Annotated in this window: 21 protein-coding genes and 1 pseudogene; 11 read left to right on the top strand and 11 right to left on the bottom strand. The window is 73.0% G+C overall.

The window, feature by feature from the left end; genetic code table 11:
- Positions 1 to 7: 7 nt before the first annotated feature.
- The 4 genes from RNC47_RS03095 to RNC47_RS03080 all read left to right on the top strand — a co-directional run bounded on the left by RNC47_RS03095 (position 8) and on the right by RNC47_RS03080 (position 3,238).
- Positions 8 to 1,369 carry a cation:proton antiporter gene (locus RNC47_RS03095; protein ID WP_311595254.1) on the top strand — a complete coding sequence of 454 codons (1,362 nt, stop codon included), beginning with the start codon at positions 8 to 10 and terminating at the stop codon, positions 1,367 to 1,369.
- Positions 1,370 to 1,441: 72 nt separating this feature from the next.
- Positions 1,442 to 1,735, top strand: coding sequence for a hypothetical protein (locus RNC47_RS03090; protein ID WP_311595253.1), 294 nt, complete (start codon positions 1,442 to 1,444; stop codon positions 1,733 to 1,735).
- Between the two features lie 37 nt (positions 1,736 to 1,772).
- Complete coding sequence (locus RNC47_RS03085) at positions 1,773 to 2,438, top strand: SDR family oxidoreductase (RefSeq protein ID WP_311595252.1); 666 nt, start codon at positions 1,773 to 1,775, stop codon at positions 2,436 to 2,438.
- 62 nt (positions 2,439 to 2,500) lie between these two features.
- Positions 2,501 to 3,238 (top strand): alpha/beta fold hydrolase, encoded by a 738-nt coding sequence (locus RNC47_RS03080; protein ID WP_311595250.1) that lies wholly within the window; start codon positions 2,501 to 2,503, stop codon positions 3,236 to 3,238.
- Positions 3,239 to 3,302: 64 nt separating this feature from the next.
- Here the strand turns inward: RNC47_RS03080 and RNC47_RS03075 are convergent, their stop codons facing one another.
- A complete protein-coding gene (locus RNC47_RS03075; RefSeq protein ID WP_311595248.1) occupies positions 3,303 to 3,785 on the bottom strand; it encodes a hypothetical protein in 483 nt (160 codons plus the stop codon).
- Positions 3,786 to 4,055: 270 nt separating this feature from the next.
- Here RNC47_RS03075 and RNC47_RS03070 point away from each other — a divergent pair, with 270 nt between their 5' ends.
- Positions 4,056 to 4,283: a hypothetical protein gene (locus RNC47_RS03070; RefSeq protein ID WP_311595247.1), complete on the top strand. Its 228-nt coding sequence runs from the start codon at positions 4,056 to 4,058 to the stop codon at positions 4,281 to 4,283.
- A gap of 3 nt (positions 4,284 to 4,286) precedes the next feature.
- Here the strand turns inward: RNC47_RS03070 and RNC47_RS03065 are convergent, their stop codons facing one another.
- The 3 genes from RNC47_RS03065 to RNC47_RS03055 form a co-directional block, all read right to left on the bottom strand.
- Positions 4,287 to 6,029, bottom strand: a complete 1,743-nt coding sequence (locus RNC47_RS03065; RefSeq protein ID WP_311595245.1) for a stealth family protein — start codon at positions 6,027 to 6,029, stop codon at positions 4,287 to 4,289.
- A 144-nt stretch (positions 6,030 to 6,173) separates the two neighbouring features.
- A complete protein-coding gene (locus RNC47_RS03060) occupies positions 6,174 to 6,803 on the bottom strand; it encodes a class I SAM-dependent methyltransferase (RefSeq protein WP_311595243.1) in 630 nt (209 codons plus the stop codon).
- Positions 6,800 to 7,801, bottom strand: coding sequence for an NAD(P)/FAD-dependent oxidoreductase (locus tag RNC47_RS03055; protein WP_311595242.1), 1,002 nt, complete (start codon positions 7,799 to 7,801; stop codon positions 6,800 to 6,802). Before RNC47_RS03055 ends, RNC47_RS03060 begins: the two co-directional genes overlap by 4 nt.
- Before the next feature lie 86 nt (positions 7,802 to 7,887).
- On the opposite strand from RNC47_RS03055, the gene RNC47_RS03050 reads away from it, so the two are divergent.
- Entirely contained in the window at positions 7,888 to 8,496 is a 609-nt protein-coding gene (locus RNC47_RS03050; protein WP_311595241.1) for a helix-turn-helix domain-containing protein, read from the top strand.
- On the opposite strand, the gene RNC47_RS03045 is transcribed toward RNC47_RS03050, so the two are convergent.
- The 5 genes from RNC47_RS03045 to RNC47_RS03025 form a co-directional block, all read right to left on the bottom strand.
- A complete protein-coding gene (locus RNC47_RS03045) occupies positions 8,482 to 8,832 on the bottom strand; it encodes a hypothetical protein (RefSeq protein ID WP_311595239.1) in 351 nt (116 codons plus the stop codon). The genes RNC47_RS03050 and RNC47_RS03045 overlap by 15 nt on opposite strands.
- 135 nt (positions 8,833 to 8,967) lie before the next feature.
- The gene (locus RNC47_RS03040; protein ID WP_311595237.1) at positions 8,968 to 9,645 is read right to left on the bottom strand and encodes a class I SAM-dependent methyltransferase; all 678 of its coding nucleotides are present in this window, start codon (positions 9,643 to 9,645) and stop codon (positions 8,968 to 8,970) included.
- Positions 9,646 to 9,743: 98 nt separating this feature from the next.
- Positions 9,744 to 11,174 (bottom strand): Nramp family divalent metal transporter, encoded by a 1,431-nt coding sequence (locus RNC47_RS03035; RefSeq protein ID WP_311595235.1) that lies wholly within the window; start codon positions 11,172 to 11,174, stop codon positions 9,744 to 9,746.
- An 83-nt stretch (positions 11,175 to 11,257) separates the two neighbouring features.
- Positions 11,258 to 12,208 (bottom strand): phosphoglycerate dehydrogenase, encoded by a 951-nt coding sequence (locus tag RNC47_RS03030; RefSeq protein WP_311595233.1) that lies wholly within the window; start codon positions 12,206 to 12,208, stop codon positions 11,258 to 11,260.
- Positions 12,209 to 12,400: 192 nt separating this feature from the next.
- Positions 12,401 to 13,657 (bottom strand): MFS transporter, encoded by a 1,257-nt coding sequence (locus RNC47_RS03025; protein ID WP_311595232.1) that lies wholly within the window; start codon positions 13,655 to 13,657, stop codon positions 12,401 to 12,403.
- Positions 13,658 to 13,915: 258 nt separating this feature from the next.
- On the opposite strand from RNC47_RS03025, the pseudogene RNC47_RS03020 reads away from it, so the two are divergent.
- A pseudogene (locus tag RNC47_RS03020) lies at positions 13,916 to 14,245 on the top strand (serine hydrolase domain-containing protein); the annotation flags it as partial.
- A gap of 95 nt (positions 14,246 to 14,340) precedes the next feature.
- Positions 14,341 to 15,324 (top strand): serine hydrolase domain-containing protein, encoded by a 984-nt coding sequence (locus RNC47_RS03015; protein WP_311595231.1) that lies wholly within the window; start codon positions 14,341 to 14,343, stop codon positions 15,322 to 15,324.
- Positions 15,325 to 15,357: 33 nt separating this feature from the next.
- Here the strand turns inward: RNC47_RS03015 and RNC47_RS03010 are convergent, their stop codons facing one another.
- Positions 15,358 to 16,152: an endonuclease I family protein gene (locus tag RNC47_RS03010; RefSeq protein WP_311595229.1), complete on the bottom strand. Its 795-nt coding sequence runs from the start codon at positions 16,150 to 16,152 to the stop codon at positions 15,358 to 15,360.
- A gap of 203 nt (positions 16,153 to 16,355) precedes the next feature.
- On the opposite strand from RNC47_RS03010, the gene RNC47_RS03005 reads away from it, so the two are divergent.
- Both RNC47_RS03005 and RNC47_RS03000 read left to right on the top strand, forming a co-directional pair.
- Positions 16,356 to 16,811: a tellurite resistance TerB family protein gene (locus RNC47_RS03005; RefSeq protein ID WP_311595227.1), complete on the top strand. Its 456-nt coding sequence runs from the start codon at positions 16,356 to 16,358 to the stop codon at positions 16,809 to 16,811.
- A 98-nt stretch (positions 16,812 to 16,909) separates the two neighbouring features.
- Complete coding sequence (locus RNC47_RS03000) at positions 16,910 to 17,485, top strand: TerD family protein (RefSeq protein WP_311595225.1); 576 nt, start codon at positions 16,910 to 16,912, stop codon at positions 17,483 to 17,485.
- A 104-nt stretch (positions 17,486 to 17,589) separates the two neighbouring features.
- On the opposite strand, the gene RNC47_RS02995 is transcribed toward RNC47_RS03000, so the two are convergent.
- Entirely contained in the window at positions 17,590 to 19,164 is a 1,575-nt protein-coding gene (locus RNC47_RS02995; RefSeq protein WP_311595223.1) for an alkaline phosphatase D family protein, read from the bottom strand.
- Positions 19,165 to 19,487: 323 nt separating this feature from the next.
- Between RNC47_RS02995 and RNC47_RS02990 the strand changes: the two genes are divergently transcribed.
- Positions 19,488 to 21,065: an alkaline phosphatase D family protein gene (locus RNC47_RS02990; RefSeq protein ID WP_311595221.1), complete on the top strand. Its 1,578-nt coding sequence runs from the start codon at positions 19,488 to 19,490 to the stop codon at positions 21,063 to 21,065.
- Positions 21,066 to 21,164: the final 99 nt, after the last annotated feature.

Genomic DNA, 21,164 nt, shown 5'->3' with positions numbered 1-21,164 from the left:
GGACGGGATGACCGAGTTGATCGCCGCCGCGCCCGTTCCGCCGCTGTCCGCGCACCCGCTGCTGACGTTCCTGCTCCAGGTCGGCCTGCTGCTCGGCGCCGCCCTGCTGCTCGGCGGTCTCGCCAGGCGGCTCGGCATGCCGGCCATCGCCGGCGAGCTCACCGTCGGCATCATTCTCGGCCCCTCGCTGCTGAGCGGCTTCTTCCCCCGGATGGGCGACTGGCTCTCCGTCGACCAGGTGCACCTCATCGACGCGGTGGGGCAGTTCGGGGTGCTGCTGCTGGTCGCCATCACCGGCATGCATCTCGACAGCTCGCTGGTGCGGCGGCACGGCACCACCGCGCTCACCGTCAGCGCGGCCGGCCTGCTGCTGCCGCTGGGGCTCGGCGTCGGGGCCGGCGTCCTGCTCGCCGACCGGCTGCGCGAGCCGGGCTCCGAGCCTCTGGTCTTCGCGCTCTTCCTCGGCGTCGCCATGTGCGTCAGCGCGATCCCGGTGATCGCCAAGACGCTGATCGACATGAACCTGATGCACCGGAAGATCGGCCAGCTGATCATGGTGAGCGGCACCATCGACGACGCTTTCGGCTGGCTGATGCTGTCGGTCGTCTCGGCGATGGCCACCACCGGACTGAGCGGCGGCAACGTGGCGGAGGCCGTCATCACGCCGCTCGCGGTGTTCCTCGCCGCGCCACTGGTCGGGCGGCTCGTGGTGCGGCCCGTGATGGGTCGGGCCCACCGCTCGGGGTACGAGGCGGCTCCGGTGGGCACCACGGTCGTCCTGGTGCTCTTCTCCGCCGCCGGCACGCACGCGCTGGGTCTCGAGGCCATCCTCGGCGCCTTCCTGGTGGGCTCGCTGATCGGTTCCGCGCCCGGTGGCCGGCCCGGCTGGTCGCTGCCGTTGGAGTCCGTCACGCTCCACGTCTTCGCCCCGCTGTTCTTCGCCACCGCCGGGCTCCGGATGGACCTGACCGCGCTGGCCGACCCGGAGATCCTGGCGATCGCGCTGGGGATCGTCGTGGTGGCGATCGTCGGCAAGTTCCTCGGCGCGGCCATCGGCGGCCTGTCCAGCGGGCTCACCCGCTGGGAGTCGCTGGCGCTCGGCGCCGGGATGAACGCCCGTGGCGTGGTGGAGGTGATCATCGCCATGGTCGGGATGCGGCTCGGGATCCTGTCCGTGGAGGCGTACACGATCATCGTGCTGGTGGCCGTCGTCACCTCGCTGATGGCGCCGCCGCTGCTGCGGTTCGCGATGCGGCACACCGTCGAGGACTCGCCGGAGGACCTGGCCCGCAGCCGGCCCGTCGGGCAGCGGGCCGAGCCGGTCGGGACGGCCGCCGACGTGGGCGGTGGCCCGGGACCCAAACTGTGAGCAGCACTGTCGATAGTGCGCCTATCGTTAGTTGGGGTACCGTCAGGTGCCCTCCACTCCACGGGAGTTCCCATGCCTGAGATGTCGCCGGTCCGGTCCTCGATGGGAAGGCGCGCCCTGCTCCTGGGCACGGCCGCCCTGGGTGTCGGCGGCGCCGCCGCCTCGTTCGCCCCGGCGGCCGCGGCGGCCGGCCGGGCCGCGCCCGCCGCCGTCGCCGGGGCCGTGTGCGCCTGCGCCGTCTGGGGCGCCGCGCCCTCGGCGGCCCAGGCCGCCTCGGCGCTGGCCGGCTGCCCGGCCCACGCGGCGCCGGCCGCGCCCGCGCCGCCCGTCGCCTCCGCCAGCTTCCGCCCGGCCGCCGCCCGCTGACGCGGGCCGGCGGCACCACACCCACCGAGGGGAATCCATGAAGATCGCCGTCTTCGGCGCCACCGGCGGCACCGGCAGCGTGGTCGTCAGGCAACTGCTGGCGGCCGGCCGGGACGTGCGTGCCACCGCCCGCGGCCAGGAGGCCGCCGCCCGGCTGCGCTCGGCGGGCGCCGAGGCCGTCCTGCTCGACCTGGCCTCGTCCTCGCCCGCCGAGATCGAGGCCGCGCTCGGCGGCTGTGAGGTCGTCATCAACGCGGCGGCCGGGCGCACCGTCTCCGGCCGGCAGGCGCGGCGGGTGGACCGGGACGGCGTCATCAGGGCCATCGACGCGGCCGAGCGGGCGGGCGTCAGGCGCTGGGTGCAGATCTCCATGATGGGCAGCGACGACCCCCGGCGCATCCCCCTCTCCCTCCGGTTCCTCCTCTGGCGGGTGGCCGCCGCCAAGGGCCAGGCCGACGCGCACCTGGTCCGCTCCGGCCTGGTCTGGACGGTGATCCGGCCGCCGTGGCTGACCGACGGCGGCCCCACCGGCCATGTCACGGTCGCCAGGAACCTCGACGGCGGCTCGCTCTCCCGCGGCGACCTGGCGGCCGTGGCCATCGCCTGCGTCGACCAACCAGCCACCCACCACCGGCTCTTCGACCTCTCCGGCGGCGATGTCCCCATGGACCGGGCGCTGGCCTCCGTCGCCGAGCTCTCCTGAACCCGGTTCGCACACCGCCCCGCATCCCGCGCGACCGTCCACCGAGGATTGGAAGGCAAGCCATGCCCACCAAGGTCGTTTTTGTCCACGGTTATCCTGATACGCACCGGCTCTGGGATCCGCTGCGCGAGCACCTGCGCGGCTATGACACGGTCGCCCTCGACCTGCCGGGCTACGGCCGGGCCATGCCGGAAGGACTCACCGGCACCCGCTGGGAGCTCGCCGAGTGGCTCACCGGCGAACTCCGGAGGTTCCGCCGCCCCGTGCACGTCGTCGCGCACGACGTCGGCGGCATGGTGCTGCACAGCGTGCTGAAGAACAACCCCGAGCTGCTACGGAGTTGGGCGCTCACCTCGACCTGCGACCCGGACTGGTCGTGGCACCACAACGCGCGGGTCTGGCAGACCACCACGCTGGGCGAGGCCGCCAGGGACGAGTACCTCGGCTACCCGCGCGAGTGGCAGATCATCGGCCTCGGCGAGGCGGGCGTGCCCGAGTACCACGCCCCGGTGACCGCCGAGCACTACGACGCCACCATGTTCAACGCCGGCCTGGCCTTCTACCGCTCCGCCGTCTACATCGGCGACTGGTGGCCCGAGGAGAACGCCGAACTCCCGCCGGGGCTGGTCATCTGGGGAAACCACGACCGGTACCAGGCGCCCCAGCACGGCGTGAAGCTGGCCGCCCGCACCGGCGCCCGGTTCGTCGCCCTCGACGCGGACCACTGGTGGCCGCTGGAACAGCCCGCGCAGGGCGCCGAGGAGCTGCGCCGCCACTGGGCCGCCGTCGAGCGGGGCTGAACGGGCGGGCGCGGCGCGCGGCGGTCGATCAGGCCGCCGCGCGCCGCGCCGCGCGTGCCACGGCTCAGCTCGGAGCGTCCTGGATCAGCCAGAGCCGGTCCATGCTCCACCAGGGGTCGAGGAGGGTGACCCAGCTGTCGCCGTGGTCCGGGTGGGTCAGGCCCACCACGAACCGGGAGTCCTTGAGGCCGATCTGGTAGTAGTCCCCCTTCTTCCGCAGCTCCCACTGGTCCCGCGCGTCGGCGAGCGGTCCGATCTCCAGCAGGATCGGGCCCTGGTACCTGACGTTCTCGTAGACCGCGCTGGTCTCGCTCTTGCGCAGCGGCTCCATGTAACGCCCGCTGCTGACATGGCCGATGACGAAGGTGTCGTCACCCGACTTCGCGAACGTCCACCGGTGAGTCCCCTGGAGCTCGTTGTGGTCGGCACGCAGCGCCTTGAGGTGCTGTCTCTTGTTGATGAAGGAATCGGGGATCAGCACACCACCCGAGTGGGCGCTGACGATCATCTTCTCCCCCGAGACCAGGTCCTCCAGGTCCATGGCCATCTGCCCTCGCTTCGCGCTTGTGGGTCATTCCTCCTGGACAATCCCCACATCGCGGCCGATTGGCCCATCACTTCACCCGCAACGGTTAATTAGTGTCATTACGCGCTCCTCACACTAAGGCCGTGCGGGCCGGGGCGCCCTGCCTCCCGTTTGAGACTTCTCCCCGGGTGTTCCCCCTGCTCACCGGGGCTTGAAGGTCCGAAGTCCCCATCCCTGTCCAATGAAAGAATTGATGCCACAAGCCTTCACACCAGGACAGGAGAGGGTCATATGAAGTTCCTGCTCGAGGTCGAGCTGGCGGACGCCGCGCCCGAGGGCGAGTCGGCCCGCGAGCTCGGGCGGATCCTCCGCTACTGGGGCGGCAACGTCCGCCACTACGCGCTCGAACCCGGCGACGGTTCCGCCGTCTACGACTCCGCCTACCGCGAGGTCGGCCGGTGGCGGGTGCTGGACTCCGCCACCGGATCCGAACCCGACCCCGCCCCCGATCCCGACTGACGCTCAGCGCTCGAAGCGGCTGGGGAGGGGGAAGTAGGACTCCAGGAAGGAGTGGAGGCGGGCGGCGGCGTTCTCCTTCTCCTCCTCCGGGGTCTGCACGTCGTTGAGGCAGAAGAAGTCCCAGCGGCGGGTGTCGGCGAGCTCGGCGAGTGCCGCCACGGACTCGGGCCTGCCGATGTCGATGTAGCGCAGCGAGTACTTGCCCGGCACCGCGCGGCCGGTGAGGTAGGCGTGGTGGTGGTGCAGCGTGGAGGCCATCGCCACGTCCGTCAGCGAACGGAAGCGGCTGCGCGCGGTGCGCGCCACCTCCTCGGGGAAGCGTTCCTCGATCTCCCGCATCACCGCCCGGATCTGCGGGTGCGGGGTGTGCTTGAACTTGTTGACGATCAGCCGGCCGTGCTCACGCATCATCAGCCGCGCGACGTTCTTGCCGGCGGAGTTGGGGGCGGGCTCGTCGGGGTGGGGCTCACCGAGGCCGATCTGGAAGGGGGCGAAGGGGAGCTTGGCGATGCCGTTGCCGTGGAAGAAGTGCCCGGCGCCGACCGGCCGGCCGACGAAGACGTCGTCGTTGAAGTACAGGTAGCGCTCGGAGAGACCGGGTATGTGGTGCAGCTGGGTGCCGATCGCGTGGGAGTTGAAGACCGGGAGGACGCTCGGGTCCTCGAAGATCTCCTTGTGGTCGACGATCCGGACGCCGGGCGCCTCGGTGTTCAGCCAGGACGGCGTCTGCCCGTCGGTGACGATGTGGATGGTGCGCACGAACGGGGCGTACATCTCCAAGGAGCGCAGCGAGTACTTCAGCTCGTCGTGGCTCTCGTAGCGGGAGGCGCCGGTCTCCCGGGCGTTGATGCGGGGCGGCTGGCCGCCGGAGCGGTACGCCTCCCGCCGCGCGGCCAGTTCGGGGTCCGCGCCGTCCACCCAGGTGTAGACGACGTCGACGGGGAAGTCCACGGTGTCCGGGCGGGGATGGGCGAAGCCCTCGTAGGTGGGGTGGGCGCGGCCGGCGACGGTGAGCGTCGCGGGCACCCGGGCCTCGCTCGGCAACGTGTCGGTCACCGCGTTGAAGCGCGGCGCCACCAGCGAGTCGGCGACGACCGCGGCCGGGGCGAGGCTGCGCAGCACGCCGCGGCGCTCCACCAGCCGGGCGTCGTCCAGGAAGCGCCGGCCGTCCCGCCAGAACTCGACCTCGCAGCCGTGGTCGAAGTCGGCGAGCACTCCCCCGGCGGGGCTCAACAGGATCTCGCCGAAGCGGATCGTGTCCTGCCGCTTCAGCGCCGCGGGCAGCGAGCCGTCGGCGTAGAGCACCGCGTCCCCCGGCAGGGCCTCGGCCCCGGCCCTCATGGCGTACAGCGCGGTGCCGCCGTAGGTGGCGCGCATCGCGGACAGCAGCCGCTTGCGGTCCGCGTGGCGCACGCCGACGACGTGCCGGGTGTGGGAGCGGCCCGGCACGAGGAAGTACTCGATCTCCGCGCTCTCCAGCGCGTCGCACACCAGGCCCAGGTTGCGGGCCGCCGCCTCGGCGGCGCTGAAGCGGGTCACCGTCCGGCCGTAGAAGACCGTGCCCGCGACCTCCACCGTGCGGATCTCGGGATCGGAGCGCAGCAGTTCGCGACGCCGCGCCGCGACGCGATCGGCCCGCTTCCGCTCCTCCGCCGCCGCCTTCGCCGCCCGCAGCCGCTCGGCGCGCGCCTCGCGCACCTTCTCCGGCAGCAGCCGTGCTCCGAGTCTCCTGACGCGTGTCTGCATGGCGGGTCGTCCCCCCTCTGTGTGCTCACCTCGTGACCGATCGCTCCCGCGCGGACCGGCCCGTCGGTCAGCCACCGAGGGGGCGACGAGTTAAGCCCGGGAAACCATCCGGTGAATCATATGTGTTCCCGTCGTGACCACCACCTACGAGGCGGCGAGCCGGGCCAGCTTGAGGACGTAGTCGGTGCGCATGGCCAGCCGGCCCTCGGGCGAGGCCATTCCGTGCCGCCGGCTGTCGGCCAGCAGCAGCCGCCACTCCTTCGCCGGCAGGTCGAGCCGGTCGAGGACCTCCTCGGGCGTGAGGTAGCCGATCTCGTGGTGGTGATCGGGCGCCCACGACGGGGGTGCGCCGTGCCAGCCGATCAGCAGCACCCCGCCCGGGGCGACCTGCTCGGCCGCCGGGCGCAGCACCTGGCTGATCGGCATCTGGTCGGGCAGGTAGAGGTAGTGGGCGCTGACCAGGTCGAAGGGCCCGTCCGGCAGTGAGACGGCGAGATCGCGGTGCTGCCAGTCGATCCGGTCGTCGAGTCCGGCCCGCCTGGCGTCCTCGGCGCCGCGCGCGAGCGCCGTGGCCGAGATGTCGACGGCGGTCACCCGCCACCCCTGCCCGGCCAGCCAGAGCGCGTCGCCGCCCTCGCCGCAGCCGAGGTCGAGGGCGGTGCCCGGGGTCAGCGCGGAGACCTCGGCGACCAGGTCGTGGTTGGGGTTGCCGCTGAACCTCCGCTCGGCCGACCGGTACATCTCCTCCCAGATCCGCTCGTGCTCCTCGTTCACGCGAGCACCTCCCGCGCGGCGCGCGCCGTGGCCACGGCCCGGCGGGTGTCCTCGGCGACCAGGTCGGCGTTGATGGCCGCGCCCGCCCTGAGGCCGGCCGCCGCCGCGCCGATGACCTGCTCGGCGAGCTGGGTGACGTTGCCGGCGACCCACACCCCCGGCACCTCGGTCGCCCCGGTGGGGTCGGCCGGCACCCGGCTGCCGATCACCTGGCCCGCCATCTCCTGCGGCACCGGCGCGAGCCCCAGGGCGGCGAGCAGGTCGCTCCTGGCGGCGAGGAAGGTGCCGACCGCCACCACCGCGACCGGCACCGTGCGGCCGTCCGCGAGCTCGACGCCGGCGAGCCGGTCGTCGTCCACCCGGAGTCCGGCCACCCGGCCGGTCACCACGGTCACCCCGCGAGCCGCGAGCCGCTCCCGCTGCTCGTCGTCCAGCTCCGGCGCGGTGTGGGCGAACAGCGTCACGTCACCGCTCCACTGGCGCCACAGCAGCGCCAGGTGCTCGGCGTTCGCGCCGGTCGCCAGCACGCCGACGGACCGGTCGCGCACCTCCCAGCCGTGGCAGTAGGGGCAGTGCAGCACGTCGCGCCCGAAACGCTCGGCGAGCCCCGGGATCTCCGGCAGCTCGTCCACCAGCCCGGTGGCCACCAACAGCCGGTCGGCCAGGACCGCCGAGCCGTCGGCGAGGCCGAGCCGGAACCCGTCGGGGCCGCGCTCCGCGGAGACCACCCGCCCCTCGGTGAAGCGGGCGCCGTAGCCGGTCGCCTCGGCCCGGCCGCGGGCCAGCAGCTCGGCGGGCGGGGTGCCCTCCAGGCCCAGGTAGCCGTGGACCCCGTCCGCCGGCGCGTTCCGCGGCCGCCCCTCGTCGATCACCAGCACCGAGCGCCTCGCCCTGGCCAGCGCCAGCGCCCCGCTCAGCCCGGCGGCGCCGCCGCCGACCACCACCACCTCGTGGCGCTCCACGCCGTCCAGCCGGCTTTCCGATCTTTCTTCCGCCATGTTCGATACCTCCTCGACTCACTGGCGATACTCGGTCCACCGCGGCTGGCTTGACAAAAATGATTGCCGCAACGGCAAATGGAGGCATGACGGACGACGACGAGCTGACCACCGTGCTGAGCGGGGTGGGCGGGCGGCTGCGGGCGCTGCGCCTGGAGCGGGGCGGCACGCTCAGCCAGCTGAGCGAGACCACGGGGATCTCGGTCAGCACCCTCTCGCGCCTCGAGTCGGGGCTGCGCAAGCCGACGCTTGAGCTGCTGCTGCCGCTGGCCAGGGCCTACCGGGTGCCGCTCGACGAGCTGGTCGGCGCCCCGGACACGGGCGATCCCCGCATCCGCCCCCGCCCCTTCACCCGGCACGGCCAGGTCTTCGTGCCGCTGACCCGCAACCTCGGCGGCCTCCAGGCGTACAAGCAGATCATGCCGGTGGGCGAGGGGTGCGGGAACGAGCAGTCCACCCACGAGGGCTACGAGTGGCTGTACGTCCTCTCCGGCAGGCTGCGGCTGCTGCTCGGCGAGCACGAGCTGATCCTCACCACGGGCGAGGCCGCCGAGTTCGACACCCGCATCCCGCACGGCTTCTCCAACGCGGGCGACCAACCGGTGGAGTACCTCTCCATCTTCGGACCGCAGGGCGAGCGCATGCACGTCCGCGCCCGGGGCGGCCGCTCGGCGACCGGCTCACGCTCGGACTGAGCGCGCCCCCGGGCCGCCCGGCCGCGTCCGCGCCAGCACCACGAGCGCGGCACCGGCCACCGCCCCGGCGCTCGCGAACCCACCGACCGAGCGCCAGGACAGCACCGACCAGCGGGACCCCGCCGAGAGCAGCGACCCGACGCTGAGCCACGACCCGGCCGAGACCACGGACAGCGCGGACCCGATCGACCCCACCGACCGGGTGCTCCCGACCGACCCGACGGAGAGCGCGGACCCGACGGACCCGATGGAGAGCACGGAACCCACCGAGCCGATGGACAGCACCGAGTCCTGCGACCAGAGGGACATACCCGAACCCACGGAACGTTTGGCCATGGCCCCCATCCTCCCCCCTCACGCTGGCGCGCGCCCGCGAAATCCGCCCACCGCTGCTCGCACGTCGAACGCGTCGCCTCTCGTCGCCGGGGTCCGGCAGGAGCGATCCGTCGCCGCTGTGGTGGTTCACGGCGTTCAGGGCTTGGTGGCGCGGACCGCCAGCACGGTGGGGGTCGGGGAGCCGCCCTCGTCGAAGGAGTCGAGGGTGAGGCCGGCGTCGCGGAAGGCGCCGAGCAGGGCGGGGAGCGGCCAGTGGCTGGCGCCCACCTTGTCGCGCAGCCCGGCGGTGGTCCAGGACCGCCTCGTCCAGTGGCCGTCCAGGTAGCCGGGGCGGAGGACCACGCCGGCCGGGTCGGTGCGGTCGGCGAAGCCGCCGCAGAAGCAGGGGTGGACGCCGATGTGCGCGAGGCGGCCGCCGGGGCGCAGCACGCGGGCGGCCTCGCGCAGCACCGTCGGGTAGTCGGGCATGTCGGTGTGCGCCATCATCGAGAGCACGGCCGGCACCGAGCCGTCTCGGACCGGCAGCCGGGTCGCGTCGGCGCGGGCGGCCGGGAGCCGGCCGTGGGCGTGGCGCAGCATCCCGCCGGAGAGGTCGACGCCGACCGGGGTCCAGCCCAGGTCGCGCACCCAGGCCGCGTTGGCGCCGGTGCCGCAGCCGATCTCCAGGCAGGTCCCGGCGCCCTCGCCCAGCGTCTGCCGCAGGAGGCGGCGGAGTTCGAGCGGGTCGCCGTCGGGGCCCGGGCCCCGGTGGCCGGGCAGGAACTCGGTCTCGTACCAGTCCGCGATCCCGTCGTACGTCGCCGTGCGGCCCATCGTTCCTCCTCGGTGTGCCCCGGTGTCCCGTCCCGGGCGGATGGCTACCCGGAACGGGACGCGTGGGGCGCCGTGTCCGCCGAGGGCGGACGAGCCGGTCAGGAGCCGTCGACCGAGATGCCGAAGACGTCCAGGACCGCGTAGACGCCGAGGAACGCGATGGCCGCGCTGCTCACGGCCAGGGCCACGGTGAGCCAGGGGCTGCCGCGGAAGCGTCGTTCGACGCCCAGGGCACGCAGTCGCCAGACGGCGATGACCACGGCCACCAGGAAGACGCCGCCGCCGATGCCGCCGATCTGCACCATCAACACCGGTGACTGGACCCACAGGTAGGAGGCGGCCCACAGCGGCGGGAGGCAGATGGTGAGCAGCCGCATGGTGCGGCGGCGGACCTTCAGGTCGTTCCAGTCGATCACGCCGAGCAGGCCGAGGGAGTTGGTCCACAGCCGCGGCACGCTGGCGGTCGAGCCGATGATGGTGGAGTAGAGCACGGCGATCGCGCCCGCCAGGAAGACGTACTTGGCCCACGGCCCCATCGTGTCGGTGTACATCCGGGAGAGCGTGGTGATGACGTCGTTGCCCTCGGGGACCAGGTTCTGCGGGTTCAGCACGGAGGCGCCGATGACGTAGAAGGCGAGGGTGCACAGGGTGCAGACCAGCCACGAGACGGTGACGTCCAGGCGCATCACCCGCAGCCAGCCCTCGGCGCGCCGCGCGCGCTCCTCGGTACCGTCGTCGGGCCCTGTCCAGCGGGCGTAGCCCTTCTCCAGGCACCAGTAGGTGTAGGTGGTCATCTCGTCGGCGCCGACGCCGGTCAGGCCGAACATGGCGAGCGCGATGCCGAGGGTGCCGGCGGGGATCGTGAAGCTCAGGCCCTCGCCGAGGTCCGAGGGGCCGAAGCCGAAGTCGGTGAGGGGCAGCGCGAGGGCGAGGCCCACGGTGATCGTGGTGAAGAGGACGACCGAGATGACGGCGGCCTGCTCCACGACCGCGTAGCGCGCGGTCTGGAGGAGCAGCACGACGCTGGCGGTGATGATCACGGTCCAGCAGAAGAGGGAGGAGAAGCTGAGCGCCTCGCCGCTGATCGGCCACAGGATGGAACAGGCGGCGGCGGTGCCGCCGATGATGCCGCCGCGCTGGAACATCTTGGCGAAGTCCATGCCGATCCACAGCCAGTTGATCCAGCCGAGGCGGCCGATCCGGGGGCCGACGTCGCGGTAGCCGTCGAGCGCGGTGCGGCCGTTGAGGATGGTCCAACGCGCCAACTCGGCCTGGATCCAGACCTTGACGGTCGCGCTGATGATGACGAGCCACAGCAGGACGAATCCGGCGCGGGCGCCGAGCGCGGTGGTGGCGATCAGCTCGCCCGAGCCGACGATGGCGGCCGAGAGCACCAGACCCGGGCCGAGGTGGCGCAGTCGCCCGCCGAAGGTCTTCGGTGGCTCGCGCACGTCCTCGGCCCGCAACAGGTAGGGGTCGACCGCCTCGGCGGCGGCTGGCGCGAGGGCTTCCGTCTCGGTCGTGGCCATGTGGGGTCCTTCCTTTCCGGCGCCGATGCCGGAACGGGAGCGGTTCTGGGGGGAGGTGGGGAGGGTCGGGGACGAGCGCCCGGTCAGGTCACCTGGTGGCGCGGCTCCTCGCCGGCCAGTACCCGGACCACGTCCTCGGCGACGGTCACGCCCATGGTCCGGTTGGCCTCGTGACTGCACGCGGCCATGTGCGGGGTGAGCACGACGTTGGGCGCGGTGCGCAGCGGGCTGTCGCCGAGGGGTTCGACGGCGAAGGCGTCCACCGCGGCGCCGGCCAGGTGGCCTTCGACGAGCAGCGCGGCGAGGGCCCGTTCGTCGACGAGGCCGCCCCGGGCGGCGTTGATCAGGTAGCCGCCGGGGCGCGTGGCGCGCAGCGTCGCCTCGTCGAGCAGCGGCGGGGCGCCGGGGTCGGCCGGCAGGTGGAGGCTGGTGAAGTGCGCCTCGGCCAGGGCGGTGCGCAGGGGCACGGGGCGGGCGCCGCGGGCGCTGATCTCGGCGTCGTCGAGGTAGGGGTCGTGGGCGAGCACGGTCATGCCGAACGCCTGGGCGTAGCCGGCGAGGAGCCGGCCGATGCGGCCGAAGCCGACGATGGCCAGGGTCTTGCCGGCGAGTTCGGGGCCGAAGAGCTTGGGCCAGCGGCCGGCGCGCAGTTGGGCGTCGGCCTCGGGGACGCGGCGGGCGGCGGCCAGCATGAGGCCGAAGGTGAACTCGGCGACGGCCCGCGAGTTGCTGCCGGGGGCGTAGGTGACCCGGATGCCGCGGGCGCGGGCGGCGGCCAGGTCGATGGTGTCCACGCCGACGCCGTGCTTGGCGATGACCTTCAGCCGCCCGGCGGCCTCGATGACCTCGGCGGTGATCGGGTCCATGCCGACGATCAGCGCGTCGGCGGCGCCGACCCTGGCGAGGAGTTCGGGTGCTGGCAGGGCGGCGTCCTCGACCGGGCGGACCGGCCCGGCGCCGGCGCTCTCCAGCAGGGTCCAGGGGTCGCGGGAGTACCGCGCGAAGGTGGGCGTGGTGATGAGCGTGGTGGGCATGCCTCGGCTTCCCGTGCGGCCGACAGGATCGTGATGCGGGAAACCGTCGCATGACTGTTTGTTTCGCGCAAGAGTCTTCGCGCATTTCGCGCGAGAGGACGCCGGGTTCCCGGCGTCACAGGACGCACGCCTGCGCGGATCGCGCAGGAACGGGATCATGGGTGGGACGGGGCGCGCGATGCGCCGCGACGGTCAGGCGGCGGCGCGGGCGTCCTCGGCACCGGGCGCCACGCCCGCCTCGGCCGCCGGCTGCCGCCTGGTGTCCAGGACGCGCGCGGTCGCCAGGATCACCAGGCCGGCGACCGGCACCACGGCCAGGCCGAGCCGGATCGAGTGCGCGTCGGCGATCAGGCCCACCACCGGCGGGGACACCAGGAAGCCGATGCGCAGCAGGAACGCGGCCACGCTGATGCCCGCGCCGGGCCAGAGCCCCGGCACCTCGTCGGCGGCGTGCAGGGCCGCCGGGATCAGCGTCGCGATGCCGAGCCCGGCCAGGCCGAAGCCGACGACGGTGCTCGGCACGGAGGGCCACAGCAGCGCCGCGCCCATGCCGCCCGTGACCAGCACCCCGCCGATCCTGGCGGTGGCGCGGTCGCCGAGCCGCTGGACCACCCGGTCGCCCAGCAGCCGGCCCACGGTCTGGGTGCCCTGGAGCGCCATGAAGGCGAGGCCGCCGACGAAGGGGCCGGCCGCCAGCTCGCTCCGCAGGTACACGGCGCCCCAGGAGCTCGGGGCGTCCTCGACGACGGTGGTGGCCGCCGTCATCAGACCGAGCACGGCGAACGCGACCAGCACCGGCCGCCGCAGCCAGGCTCGCCCACCACCGCCGCCGCCGGCCGCCGCGGGCGCCGTGGCCGGGTCGCGCTCGGTGTCGTCGGGCCCTGGCAGCAGGAACCGCGAGGAGACCAGGGCCGAGGCGAGGGTGACCGCGCCGACCAGGCCGAGGTGGAGGGCGAGCGCCAGCTCGAACTGGGCGGCCGCCGCGCCGGCCACGCCGCCGAGCACCGCGCCCACGCTCCACAGCCCGTGGAAGGCGTTCAGGATCGACCGGCCGTAGCGCCGCTGCACCCGCATGCCGTGCGCGTTCATCGCGACGTCGTTGACCGCGTCCAGGCTGCCGGCGACGAAGATCGCGGCGCACAGCACCGCGTACCCGGGCGCGGTGCCTACCAGGACGATGTTGACGCCCATCAGCAGCTGGCTGATGACGGCGGTGCGCGCCGAGCCGAACCGCCTGATCAGCGGGCCGGCGGTCAGCCCGAGCACCAGCGCGCCGAGCGGCATGGCGGCGATGGCCGTGCCGAGGGCGGCGTTGGACAGGCCGAGCTCGGCCTTGATCTCCGGGTAGCGCGGGACGACGTTGGAGAAGACGAAGCCGTTGGTGAAGAACAGCGCGAAGACCGCCACCCGGGCCCTGACGGGCCGGGTGCCGGGGATGGTCGGGGGCATCGCTCTCTCCGAATGGGCGCGGCGAAGGCGGGCACGGCGATCGGAGCCACGCCCGGGTGACGCGCCCCGGCGGAGTCTATGTCCGCGCCCTGATCGCCTACCAGGGGTTTCCTGCCCCGACGGACGTCGGCAGGACAGACGGAGAGCGCCGCGCGCAGCGAGCGCACACCGAACGCACATTGCGAACAGCGTACGCATGGGCGTACAGTGTTCCCCGAGGCCGCGCCGGGCGCGGCACCGGATCGGGAGGACACCGCCATGACATCGCCCAGCTTCGACACCGCCCGCTGGCAGGCCAGGCTCGACGAGCTGCGCTCCGCCCACCACGTCCCGGGCGCGACGCTCGCCGTGCTCGCCGACGGGGAGATCCACGAACTGGCCAGCGGCGTGCTGCACCGCGGCACCGGCGTTGAGGCCACGCCCGACTCGGTCTTCCAGCTCGGCTCGATCGCCAAGGTCTACACGGCCACGCTGGTGATGCGGCTCGTGGAGTCAGGCGCCCTCGACCTGGACGCCCCGGTCGCCGAGGTGCTGCCCGGCTTCGCCGTCGCGGACGCCGAGGCCACCCGGACCATCACCACCCGGCAGCTGCTCAGCCACACGAGCGGGCTCACCTGCGACTTCACCCATGACACCGGGCGGGGGACGACTGCCTCGCCCGCTACGTCGAGGCCGCCAAGGACGTGGCGCTCGACTGCCCGCCCGACACGGTGCTCTCCTACAGCAGCGTCGGTTACAACGTGCTCGGCCGGATCGTCGAGGTGCTCACCGGCCGGACCTGGGACGCGGCGCTCCGGGATCTGCTGCTCACCCCGCTCGGGCTCGACCGGACCATGACGCTTCCGGAGGAGGTGCTGCGCTTCCGGGCCGCGATGGGGCATCTCGGCGAGCCGGGACAGGAGCCGGAGCCGGCACCCGCCTGGGACCTCATGCCGCGCTCCGCCGGGCCCTACGGCAGAGTGTGCGCCACGGCGGGCGATGTCGTCCGGTTCGCCAGGGCACACCTCGACGGCGGCGTGGGCCGGGACGGCACCCGCGTGCTGACCCGGGACTCGGTCGCCGCGATGCGGCGGCGCCAGGTCGACGTCCTCGACAAGTGGACGGTCAGCGCGGACGGTTGGGGCCTGGGCTGGACGCTCTACGACTGGTCCGGGACGGCCGGCTTCGGCCACGACGGCGCCTCCATCGGCCAGTACGCCTACCTGAGGGTCGTCCCCGGGGCCGGTGTCGCCGTCGCCCTGCTCACCAACGGCGGTGCCGCGCGCCTGCTCTACGCGGAGCTGATGAGCGAGCTGCTGGCCGAGTTGGCGGAGGTGCGGATGCCCGCGCCCCTCGCCCCGCCGGCCAGCCCGCCCGCGATCGACATGACGCCGCTGCTCGGCACCTACCGGCGGGAGGGCGTCGACATCACGGTCCACGAACGCGACGGAAGGCCGGGCCTCCGCTACGAGTTCACCGGCGGCATGAAGGACTTCTCGCCGCCGCTCGACATAGCGCTGACCCCGGTCTCGCTGGCCGCGGACGGCACCGCCGTCTTCGCCGGCGCCGGCGCGGGCCCCTCCTTCAGCGAGGACTGGATGCCCGTGGTCTTCTCCCACCTCCCCGACGGCACCGGCTGCTGCCTCGTCGGCATGCGTGCCGCCCCCCGGGTCGCCGCGCCGCTGTGACCGATGTGACCGATGTGACCGACGCGACGGGAGCTACCCCCAGATGTCCTCGGCCCACTCCGGGTGGTCGATGAACGGGTTGCGGTTGCCCTGGTACTGGTCGTGGATGAGCTCGTTGCGGCGCTCCTCGAAGGCGGACGGCGGGTCCAGCTCGTGCCATTCCAGGAGGGTGGAGAGCCGGCCGTGGTAGGGCCGACTGCCGTTGTTCACCGCGTCGTTGAGTTCGAGGTCGGCGAAGCCGTCGCCGCCCTCGTACCGCACCGCCATGTAGAACAGCATCCGCGCGATGTCGCCCTTGTCCTGGTCGCGGGGTTCCCAGGAGTCGGCGTCGGTGTAGTTGCCCGGGGCGATGGCGACGGCCGAGCCGCCGTCGTCGAAGTCCTTGTTGCCGCGCGAGCTGTTGACCTGCACGTCGGCCGGGCGCAGGTGGTGCACGTCGGTGCCCGGGCCCGGCGAGGTGCCGAAGTCGCCGTGCGACTGGGCCCAGACGTGCTCCCGGTTCCAGTCGCCGACGTCCCCGCCGTTGAGGGACGCGGAGCGGGACTGGCCGGTGTAGAGCAGCACGACGTTGGCGGAGTTGGCCGGGTCCCGGTCGGTGACCTTGAGGGCCTCCCAGACCTGGGAGTAGCTGAGGGTGGTGACGCCGGTGCTGATGATCTCGTGCAGCGCGTCCCGCAGCGGCTCGCCGGTGAGGCCGAGGGCGTCCGCGTAGTAGGCGTCGTCCTGGGTCTCCACCACCGGCACGGCGGCAGTCGCGGTGGCGGCCGCGAGGCCGGGTGGGGCTATCAGGACGAGGGTGAGGGCGCCGGTGAGCAGGGTCCTGCGCATGGGGGGCCTTTCCGTGGGGGTGGCGGTACGGCGTGAACGCCCCTCGGGCGAGCGGCCGTTCGTGAGTGATATGTACCTGCCAGCCGCTCGGGAAACTACGCGCGTCACCCGTGATCGCGCGTGCGCCCGTCGTCACGCGGCCCCCGCCGCTGGTTCTACACTTGCGTAGAAGTGATCCGTCAGTCGATCAACGGAGTTTCCCCATGGCCTTGTGGGACCGCATCAAGGAGTCCGCGTCGTCGATGCAGGCTCAGCTCAACGCCAGGAAGAACGACCTCAAGAGCGGGGCGTTCCGCGACGCGAGCATGGCGATCTGCGCCCTGGTGGCCGCCGCCGACGGCTCGATCGACCCCGCCGAGCGCCGCCGCGTGGCACAACTGATCGCCGGCAACGAGGTCCTGCAGAACTTCGACGCCATGGACCTGCAGCAGCGCTTCGAGGCCTACCTGGACAAGCTCACGAAGGACTTCGACTTCGGTAAGGTCAGCCTCCTGCAGGAGGTCGCGAAGGCCAAGAAGAAGCCGGCCGAGGCGCGGGCCGTCATCCAGATCGGCATCGTGATCGGCGGCGCGGACGGGCACTTCGACGAGGAGGAGCGTGGCGTGGTCCGCGAGGCCTGCTTCGCGCTCGGCCTGCAGCCGGCCGAGTTCGACCTCTGACACCGGCGGCCGGACAATTTCTACACTGCTGTAGTTTCTTAACCGAGGGCCCATCCGGGCACATATCCACGGACCCCGTACGCATCGAGGAGGAGAGCGTGGGAGTAACCCTGTCCAAGGGCGGCAACGTCTCGCTGACCAAGGAGGCACCCGGCCTGACCGCGGTGGTGGTCGGGCTCGGCTGGGACGTCCGCACGACCACGGGCGTCGACTACGACCTGGACGCCAGCGCCCTGCTGTGCACCGCGAGCGGCAAGGTCGCCTCCGACCAGCACTTCGTCTTCTACAACAACCTGACCAGCCCGGACGGCTCCGTGGAGCACACCGGGGACAACCTCACCGGTGAGGGCGAGGGCGACGACGAGGCGATCAAGGTGAACCTGGCGGCCGTGCCCGCCGAGATCGCCTCCATCGTCTTCCCCGTCTCGATCCACGACGCGGTCGCCCGCGGCCAGAGCTTCGGCCAGATCCGCAACGCGTTCATCCGCGTCGTCAACCAGGCCAACGGCGCCGAGATCGCCCGCTACGACCTCAGCGAGGACGCGGCCACCGAGACGGCGATGATCTTCGGCGAGCTCTACCGCCACGGCGCCGAGTGGAAGTTCCGCGCGGTGGGCCAGGGTTACGCCTCCGGCCTGGCCGGCATCGCCACCGACTACGGCGTCAACGTCTGAGGCGGTGACCACCCGAGGGACCCCCCGTCCGTGTCGGGGGGTCCTTCCGCGTTCCGCGCGGGGCGGCCGCGCCGGCCCGGCTCACGTGGCGGGTCGGGCCGCCCTCACGACTCGACCTGGGCGATGCCGGGCTCGCCGGCCGCCACGTAGACGCTGGCGCGGGTGGAGACCGGGGCGCCGGGGCGGCTGACATACGGGACGATCCGGTAGTCGGTGCGCCACTCGTCCCGGGTGACATGGCAACGGCCGTAGCCGCGCTGCCCGTTGTGGAAACGCATGTGCGGGTTCTCGGCGAGCCAGCGCCGCCCCCACTCGTCGTGGTCCTCGCCGTCGCCGCTCGACGTGATGGACGTGGCCATGAATTCGGCGCCCACGGTGACCGATTCGGGGTCGTCGAAATCGGCCTTGAGATCGGCGGCGAGATTCCGGTGCGCGTCGCCCGTCAACACCACGAAATTCTCCACCCGGTTGTCCCGGACGCTCCGGAAAAGGCGGTCCCTGGCCGCCGCATAGCCGTCCCAGGTGTCCATTCCGAAGTCGCGCTCCGGTCCCGCGGCGGCGTCCGCCTGCATCATCAGCACCTGGTTGGCGAGCACGTCCCAGACGGCGCCCGAGTCCCGCAGGCCCTCCGTCAGCCAGCGCTCCTGCGCGGCGCCGAGCATCGAGCGGTCGGCGGCCAGCCGGTCGGCGCAGTCGTGGTCGAGGCCGGGGCCGTAGCAGACCTGGTCGTCGCGGAACTGCCGACCGTCGAGCACGTGGAAGCGGGCCAGGCCGCCGTAGTCGAAGCGCCGGTGCAGCGCCATGTCGGGACCGGTGGGCCGCGCGGTCCCGCGCAGCGGCAGGTGCTCGTAGTACGCCTGGAAGGCCGCGGCCCGCAGCGCAAGGAAGCCCTCCCCCACCTCGCCCTCGCCGCCCACGCCGGCCGCCCAGTCGTTGTCCACCTCGTGGTCGTCCATGGTGACGATCCAGGGCGCGGCGGCGTGCGCGGCCCGCAGGTCGCCGTCGCTCTTGTACTGCCCGTACCGGACCCGGTAGTCGGCCAGTGAGCCGGGCTCGCCGACCGGCAGGTGGTCGCGGCCGACCTCGCTGGGCTCGCTGATCTCGTAGATGTAGTCGCCCAGGTGGACCACGAGGTCGAGGTCCTCGTCGGCCAGGTGGCGCAGCGCCGTGAAGTGGCCCTCGAAGTAGTTCTGGCAGCTCAGGTAGGCGAAGGTGAGCGAGGACAGGGCGGCGCCCACGGCCGGCGCCGTCCTGGTGCGGCCGGTCTCGCTGAGGTGGCCGGCGGCCCGGAAGCGGTACCAGTACTCGCGGTCCGGGCGCAGCCCGTCGACCTCGACGTGCACGGAGTGGCCGAGCTCCGGTGTGGCCCGCGCCACCCCGGAGCGCACCACGTGCCGGAACCGGGGGTCGGCGGCCAGCTGCCAGTCGACCGGGACGGCCAGCGGGGGCATGCCGCCGAGCCCGTCGGGCGCCAGCGGCTCGGGCGCCAGCCTGGTCCACAGGACGACGCCGTCCGGGAGCGGTTCCCCGGAGGCGACGCCGAGGGTGAAGGGGTCGCCGGACAGCCGGGGGACGGCGCGCCGTGGCGCGGCCGTCGCGCCGGCCAGGGGCAGCGCGGCGACCAGCGCGCTGCCGCCGGCGAGCGTGAGGAAACGGCGGCGGTTCGGCTCGCCGCGCATTCCGGCGGGCTGCGCCGGACTCGGATGTGGGGGGCGGGACAACGTGACTCCAGGGCCGCTTTTCCGGATTCGGAGGATTTTCACCGGACTGCGATGCAAGCAGCCGCTTTCGTCGTTCCGGAAATCGCCGGATGAACAATCGACGCCGTTCTCCGACGCCCCGGAGAACGGAGTATTCCAGCGCCTTTCGGCCATCGGGCGCGGTCACCACGTCACATTGCGCCGTAAGGTCGCGGCTCACCGCCGTTAAGGCACCGGTATCGAGCGGCTGTCACGGTCTGTCCCGGCAGCGTGCCATGTCCCCGACATACCGGAGGATCGTCATGTCCCAACCGACCACCGGCCGACGCCGTTTCCTCGCGGCCGGCGCCACGGCTCTCGGCAGCGCCGCGGTCGGCCAGTTGGCGGGCGCCGCCCCCGCGGGCGCCGTGCCGCCCCGGACGGCCGCCGTGCCCCGGGTCGCCGCCCGACCGGCCGAACCCACGGTGCCCGACGGTGCGTTCTCGCTCGGCGTGGCCTCCGGCGACCCTCCCCCAGCCTGGCGGCTGGGAGGTGCCCCCACGAGCGGCGGCGGCATGCCGGACCAGGCGGTGTCCGTCGGCTGGCAGATCGCGGAGGACTCCCGCTTCCGGCGGATCGTCGGGCAGGGCACCGCGCGGGCCGAGCCCTCGCTGGGGCACAGCGTGCACGTCGACGTCCGGGGCCTGCGCCCGCACCGCGACCACTGGTACCGCTTCCGGGTGGGGAACCAGCTCTCCCCCGTCGGGCGCACCAGGACCGCGCCCCCGGCGCACGCCGAGGGCGGCCGGCTGCGGCTCGCGCTCGCCTCCTGCCAGAACTGGCAGCACGGCTGGTTCACGCCCTACGCGGACATGGCCGCGCAGGACGTGGACGGCGTGCTGTTCGTCGGCGACTACATCTACGAGAGCGGCCCCTCGGCCACCGCCGTGCGCCGCCACGAGGGCACCGGGGAGCCGTACTCGCTGGTCCAGTACCGCAACCGGTACGCCCAGTACCGCACGGATCCGGACCTGGCGCGGATGCACGCCGAGGCGCCGTGGATCGTCACCTTCGACGACCACGAGGTGGACAACGACTTCGCCGGCGAGATACCGCAGGACCCCGACCGGCAGCCGCACGACGCGTTCGTCGCCCGACTGACCGCCGCCTACCAGGCGTTCTACGAGCACATGCCGGTGCGCGCCACCGCGGTGCCCTCGGGCCCGCACATCAGGGCGCACCGCCGGCTGGACTTCGGGCGGCTCGCCCGGCTCCAGGTGCTCGACACCCGGCAGTACCGCAGCGACCAGGCGACCAGCCAGGAGGGCGCCCGCAGCCCGCTGTTGACGATGCTCGGCGCCGAGCAGAAGCGCTGGCTGCTGGACGGGCTGCGCCGCTCCCCCGCCCGCTGGAACCTCGTCGGCTCGCAGATCATGATGGCCGAGACCGACCTGCTGGTCGGCGAGGGCAAGCAGTGGTTCTACGACGCCTGGGACGGCTACCAGGTGGAAAGGAACGAGCTGCTGGCCGAGTTCGCCGCCTTCCGCAACCCGGTGGTGCTCTCCGGCGACCGCCACCTCACCATGGTCAGCGACCTCAGGCGGGACTTCGCCGAGCCGAACTCCCAGGTGGTCGGGGCCGAGTTCGTGGGCACCTCGATCAGTTCCAACGGCGACCAGGACCAGGCCGCGTTCCAGGCCGAGTGGGACCCGCGCAGGCCCGACAACCCGCACTGGAAGCTGCTCGACGCGCACCGCGGCTACCACCTCTTCGACATCGACCGGGACGGCGTCGACGCCCGGGTGCGGATCGTGGACACCGTCCGCCAGCCGACAGCCACCGCGAGCACGCTGGCCGGCCTGCGGGTGGAGAACGGCCGCCCGGGCGTCGAACTCGCCTGACGGCGGCGGGCGGCCGGCAACCTTCCCGAGGGCCGCGACCACTTGACCGGTGAGAGCTGCCCCCACCGGTGAGGAGTGCCACCGTGAGCCCTGTGCACC

It is taken from the genome of Streptomyces millisiae, from assembly GCF_031845425.1.
In the GTDB taxonomy this organism is placed as follows: domain Bacteria; phylum Actinomycetota; class Actinomycetes; order Streptomycetales; family Streptomycetaceae; genus Streptomyces; species Streptomyces millisiae.
The sequence above is the reverse complement of the archived record's forward strand: the minus strand, read 5'-3'. Positions and strand labels throughout refer to the sequence as shown.

What these genes read in the sequence shown, in the direction of transcription:
- RNC47_RS03095 (WP_311595254.1), top strand. Translation starts at nt 8, where the DNA reads ATGACCGAGTTGATCGCCGCCGCGCCCGTTCCGCCGCTGTCCGCGCAC.
- RNC47_RS03090 (WP_311595253.1), top strand. Translation starts at nt 1,442, where the DNA reads ATGCCTGAGATGTCGCCGGTCCGGTCCTCGATGGGAAGGCGCGCCCTG.
- RNC47_RS03085 (WP_311595252.1), top strand. Translation starts at nt 1,773, where the DNA reads ATGAAGATCGCCGTCTTCGGCGCCACCGGCGGCACCGGCAGCGTGGTC.
- RNC47_RS03080 (WP_311595250.1), top strand. Translation starts at nt 2,501, where the DNA reads ATGCCCACCAAGGTCGTTTTTGTCCACGGTTATCCTGATACGCACCGG.
- RNC47_RS03075 (WP_311595248.1), bottom strand. Translation starts at nt 3,785, where the DNA reads ATGGCCATGGACCTGGAGGACCTGGTCTCGGGGGAGAAGATGATCGTC.
- RNC47_RS03070 (WP_311595247.1), top strand. Translation starts at nt 4,056, where the DNA reads ATGAAGTTCCTGCTCGAGGTCGAGCTGGCGGACGCCGCGCCCGAGGGC.
- RNC47_RS03065 (WP_311595245.1), bottom strand. Translation starts at nt 6,029, where the DNA reads ATGCAGACACGCGTCAGGAGACTCGGAGCACGGCTGCTGCCGGAGAAG.
- RNC47_RS03055 (WP_311595242.1), bottom strand. Translation starts at nt 7,801, where the DNA reads ATGGCGGAAGAAAGATCGGAAAGCCGGCTGGACGGCGTGGAGCGCCAC.
- RNC47_RS03050 (WP_311595241.1), top strand. Translation starts at nt 7,888, where the DNA reads ATGACGGACGACGACGAGCTGACCACCGTGCTGAGCGGGGTGGGCGGG.
- RNC47_RS03045 (WP_311595239.1), bottom strand. Translation starts at nt 8,832, where the DNA reads ATGGCCAAACGTTCCGTGGGTTCGGGTATGTCCCTCTGGTCGCAGGAC.
- RNC47_RS03040 (WP_311595237.1), bottom strand. Translation starts at nt 9,645, where the DNA reads ATGGGCCGCACGGCGACGTACGACGGGATCGCGGACTGGTACGAGACC.
- RNC47_RS03035 (WP_311595235.1), bottom strand. Translation starts at nt 11,174, where the DNA reads ATGGCCACGACCGAGACGGAAGCCCTCGCGCCAGCCGCCGCCGAGGCG.
- RNC47_RS03030 (WP_311595233.1), bottom strand. Translation starts at nt 12,208, where the DNA reads ATGCCCACCACGCTCATCACCACGCCCACCTTCGCGCGGTACTCCCGC.
- RNC47_RS03025 (WP_311595232.1), bottom strand. Translation starts at nt 13,657, where the DNA reads ATGCCCCCGACCATCCCCGGCACCCGGCCCGTCAGGGCCCGGGTGGCG.
- RNC47_RS03010 (WP_311595229.1), bottom strand. Translation starts at nt 16,152, where the DNA reads ATGCGCAGGACCCTGCTCACCGGCGCCCTCACCCTCGTCCTGATAGCC.
- RNC47_RS03005 (WP_311595227.1), top strand. Translation starts at nt 16,356, where the DNA reads ATGGCCTTGTGGGACCGCATCAAGGAGTCCGCGTCGTCGATGCAGGCT.
- RNC47_RS02995 (WP_311595223.1), bottom strand. Translation starts at nt 19,164, where the DNA reads ATGCGCGGCGAGCCGAACCGCCGCCGTTTCCTCACGCTCGCCGGCGGC.
- RNC47_RS02990 (WP_311595221.1), top strand. Translation starts at nt 19,488, where the DNA reads ATGTCCCAACCGACCACCGGCCGACGCCGTTTCCTCGCGGCCGGCGCC.